We start from the raw sequence: 4,359 nt of genomic DNA, 5'->3' as shown, positions 1-4,359 counted from the left end.
CACGGCGGCGAGGGCACCACCGGGTCGGCCCGCCGCACGGTGTCGCCCCAGCAGGCCGCGACCCCGGCGGAGGAGCTGATCAGCCGCCGGCTGCTGGTGCCGCGCGAGGGCAGCTCGGTCGTGCTCCCGGGCGAGGTCGGCCTGGCCCTGCGCGGCGGCCGCACGACCACCCACCCGGTGGACGAGGTGCCCGAGCTGGCGACGACCGCGCGCGACGCCGCGCTGGTGGCCCGATCGGCGGCGGGCGCGGCCTTCGACGTCGTACGACGGGTGGAGCTGCTGCTCGACCACTGGGGCCTCCAGCCGCCCAGCGTGCTGCGCAGCGGCGGCCTGGCGGTGCGGGACCTGAAGTCGGTGGCCCGGGAGCTGCACGTCGACGAGGCGGGCGCGGCCCTGATCGTGGAGGTCGCGCTGGCCGCCGGGCTGATCGCCGAGGGCGTCGAGCCCGACGGCACCCCGGCGTGGTTGCCCACGGAGGAGTTCGACGTCTGGTCGGGGCGGTCGATCTCCGAGCGGTGGGCGCGGCTCGTCGGCGGGTGGCTGGCCAGCAGCCGGGTCCCGTCGCTCGTGGGATCGCGCGACGCCGCCGGCAAGTCGTGGAACGCCCTGGCGCCCGAGCTGTCGAGCGGGCTGGCCGAGGAGGCGCGCCGGCTCGCGCTGCACGTCATGGCCGAGGTCCCCGACGGGCAGGTGCTCGCGACGGGGACCGGCATCCCGTCGCTGGTGCAGCGGATCGGCTGGCTCCGGCCGCGGCGGCCGACCGTCTTCGCCGACCTCGTCACGGCCGCGCTCGACGAGGCCGCCGCGCTCGGCATCAGCGGGGCGGGCGGGCTGCCGCCCAGCGGTCGCCTCGTCGCCGAGGGCGACCTCCCCGGAGCCGCGGCGGCGATCGACCCGCAGCTGCCGCAGCCCGTGGAGCAGGTCCTGCTCCAGGCCGACCTCACCGCAGTGGCACCCGGGCCCCTGGAGACCGAGGTCGCGCGCCGGCTCCATCTGCTCGCCGACGTCGAGTCCCGCGGCGGTGCGACGGTCTACCGCTTCTCCTCCGGCTCGCTGCGCCGCGGCTTCGACGCCGGGTGGTCGGCACTGGAGGTGCGCGACTTCCTGACGTCCGTCTCGCAGACGCCGGTCCCCCAGCCGCTCGAGTTCCTGGTCGACGACGTGGCCCGCACGTTCGGGTCGGTGCGCGTCGGCCACGCCGAGGCCTTCCTCCGTGCCGACGACGAGGCGGCCCTGGCCGCGCTGGTCCACGACCCGCGGGCGCGCACGCTGGGGCTCCGGCTGCTGGCGCCGACCGTCGCGATCTCGACCTCGCCGATCGACGTGCTGCTGCCGCGGTTGCGCGAGCTCGGCGCCGCCCCGGTGGTCGAGGCCGCCGACGGCACGGTCCGGGTGAGCCGGCCCGACCTCCAGCGTGCCCGCAGCCGCCGCGGCCGCCGTCCCGCCGGTGCCGTCGAGGCCCGGCAGGCGGCCCAGGTGCAGGCCGTGGCCACCGCCATCCGGGTCGGCGACCGTGCCGAGTCCTCGCGGCCCCCGGCAGCGGCCACCACGACCCCGTCGGGCGCCCTCGCCGCCCTGCGCGACGCGATCGAGTCCGGCAGCACCGTCGTGATCGGCTACGTCGACAACCACGGGGCCACCGGCGAACGCGTCGTGGACCCCCGCCGGCTCGACGGCGGACGGCTCTCGGCCTTCGACCACCGCGCGGACGACGTACGCGAGTTCGCCGTGCACCGCATCACCGGCGTGCGCCGCGCATGAGCGGCCCCATGCCCCTTACGTAGGATGGTGGCGTGGACTTCATCCGCTACGCCGAGCGTTCCGCGGCGCTCGTCAACGCCGAGCTGACCGACGAGGCGGCCCTGCACGCCCACCTCGCGGACCGCACGTGGCTGCACCGGTCGGTGATCGCGGCGGACGTGGCGTCGCTGCAGTCCTTCCAGGACGAGCTCCGGGCGGTCTTCGAGGCCTCCGACGTGGACGACGTACGACTCGTGGTGAGCTCGCTCAACGACCTCCTGTCCCGGCACCCGGTGACGCCGATGATCTCCGACCACGACCCCGACAACCTCCACATGCACGTCGCCAACCGGGCGGCCTCCGTGGCCGAGCTGCTCATCGGTGAGTCGCTGATGGGGCTGGCCAACCTGGTGTGCGACCTCGGCGCGACCCGGCTCGGCATCTGCACGGAGCCCCGCTGCGACAACGTCTTCGTCGACACCTCCCCCAACCAGTCGCGGCGCTACTGCTCGGACCGCTGCTCCTCGCGGGCCAACGTCGCCGCGTTCCGAGCCCGCCAGAAGGCAGCGGCGGCGAGCTGACCGCGCCACCGGCTCGCGAGCCGTCCGTAGACTCGTCGGGTGAATGACGGTCCCCTCATCGTCCAGTCGGACAAGACGCTCCTCCTCGAGGTCGACCACCCCTCCGCGCCCGAGGCGCGCAAGGCGATCGCCCCCTTCGCGGAGCTGGAGCGCTCGCCCGAGCACATCCACACCTACCGCCTCACTCCGCTCGGCCTCTGGAACGCCCGCGCCGCCGGCCACGACGCCGAGCAGGTCGTCGACGCGCTGCTGACCTGGTCGCGGTACGCCGTCCCGCACGCGCTGCTGGTCGACGTCGCCGAGACCATGGGCCGCTACGGCCGGCTGCGGCTGGAGAAGCACCCCGTCCACGGCCTCGTGCTCTCCTCCGTCGACCGGCCCGTGCTGGAGGAGGTGCTGCGCGCCAAGAAGATCGCGGGCATGGTCGGTGCACGGCTCGACGACGACTCGGTCGCGGTGCACCCCAGCGAGCGCGGCAACCTCAAGCAGGCGCTGCTCAAGCTCGGCTGGCCGGCGGAGGACTTCGCGGGATACGTCGACGGCGAGGCCCACGCCATCGACCTCGACCAGTCGAGCTGGACGCTGCGGCCCTACCAGAGCGAGGCCGCGCAGTCCTTCTGGGACGGCGGCTCCGGCGTCGTCGTGCTGCCGTGCGGGGCGGGCAAGACCCTCGTCGGCGCGGCGGCGATGGCGCACGCGCAGGCGACCACGCTGATCCTCGTCACCAACACCGTCAGCGCGCGCCAGTGGAAGGACGAGCTGATCGCGCGGACCTCGCTCACCGCCGACGAGATCGGCGAGTACTCCGGCGCCGTCAAGGAGGTCCGACCGGTCACCATCGCGACCTACCAGGTGCTGACGACGAAGCGGAAGGGCGTCTACCCGCACCTCGAACTGCTCGACGCGCGCGACTGGGGCCTCATCGTCTACGACGAGGTGCACCTGCTGCCCGCCCCGATCTTCCGGATGACCGCCGACCTCCAGGCGCGCCGGCGCCTCGGCCTGACCGCCACCCTGGTGCGCGAGGACGGCCGTGAGGGCGAGGTCTTCTCGCTCATCGGCCCGAAGCGCTATGACGCCCCCTGGAAGGACATCGAGGCGCAGGGCTACATCGCGCCCGCCGACTGCGTGGAGGTGCGGGTCACCCTGCCGGACGGCGAGCGCCTGGCCTACGCCACCAGCGACCCCGACACCCGCTACCGGCTCGCCTCGTGCACCCACGCCAAGATCGACGTCGTACGCGATCTCGTGCGGCAGCACGCCGGCCAGCCCACGCTGGTCATCGGGCAGTACATCGACCAGCTCGACGAGATCGCCGCGATGCTCGACGCGCCGGTGATCAAGGGCGAGACGCCGGTCAAGGAGCGCCAGCGGCTGTTCGCGGCCTTCCGCACCGGTGAGATCGGGCTGCTCGTGGTGAGCAAGGTCGCCAACTTCTCCATCGACCTGCCCTCGGCCGAGGTGGCCATCCAGGTCAGCGGGTCGTTCGGCTCGCGCCAGGAGGAGGCGCAGCGCCTCGGCCGGCTGCTGCGGCCGAAGACGGAGGGTCGCAGCGCGCACTTCTACACGATCGTGTCGCGCGACACCGTCGACGCCGACTTCGCGCAGAACCGGCAGCGGTTCCTCGCCGAGCAGGGCTACGCCTACCGCATCATCGACGCCGGCGACCTGACGGCGGAGTCGAGCTGAGCCGACGTCGCACAGTGGAGCCCGGAGCCGCTGGGTGCGGCGCCGGGCTCCACTGTCGTCCGGCGGGAGTCGGTCAGGCGAGCGTGCTCGTGTCGATCACGAAGCGGTAGCGCACGTCGGAGGCGAGCACCCGCTCGTAGGCCTCGTTGACCTGGTCGGCGCGGATGACCTCGACCTCGGAGGCGATGCCGTGCTCGGCGCAGAAGTCGAGCATCTCCTGGGTCTGCGCGATGCCGCCGATCATCGAGCCGGCGACCGACCTGCGGCCCTGGATCAGCGACATCGCGCTGATCTGGATCGGCTTGGGCGGGGCGCCGACGTTGACGAGCGTGCCCCCGACCGCCAGCAG

At 73.8% G+C, this 4,359-nt stretch carries 3 protein-coding genes and 1 pseudogene; 3 read left to right on the top strand and 1 reads right to left on the bottom strand.

Annotation, left to right across the window (positions count from 1 at the left end; all coding sequences use genetic code 11):
* The 3 genes from JWN97_RS01080 to JWN97_RS01070 form a co-directional block, all read left to right on the top strand.
* The coding region (locus tag JWN97_RS01080) for a helicase C-terminal domain-containing protein (protein WP_297616860.1) at positions 1-1,761 on the top strand (1,761 nt) is incomplete at its 5' end.
* 32 nt (positions 1,762-1,793) lie between these two features.
* Positions 1,794-2,321 carry a CGNR zinc finger domain-containing protein gene (locus JWN97_RS01075; RefSeq protein WP_297616849.1) on the top strand — a complete coding sequence of 176 codons (528 nt, stop codon included), beginning with the start codon at positions 1,794-1,796 and terminating at the stop codon, positions 2,319-2,321.
* Between the two features lie 39 nt (positions 2,322-2,360).
* Positions 2,361-4,010, top strand: coding sequence for a DNA repair helicase XPB (locus JWN97_RS01070; protein ID WP_297616847.1), 1,650 nt, complete (start codon positions 2,361-2,363; stop codon positions 4,008-4,010).
* A 73-nt stretch (positions 4,011-4,083) separates the two neighbouring features.
* Here the strand turns inward: JWN97_RS01070 and JWN97_RS01065 are convergent.
* Positions 4,084-4,359 (bottom strand): annotated as a pseudogene (locus tag JWN97_RS01065) (alcohol dehydrogenase); the annotation flags it as partial.

Source organism: Nocardioides sp. (genome assembly GCF_025965415.1).
In the GTDB taxonomy this organism is placed as follows: Bacteria; Actinomycetota; Actinomycetes; order Propionibacteriales; family Nocardioidaceae; genus Nocardioides.
This window is presented reverse-complemented; position numbering and strand designations above follow the sequence as displayed.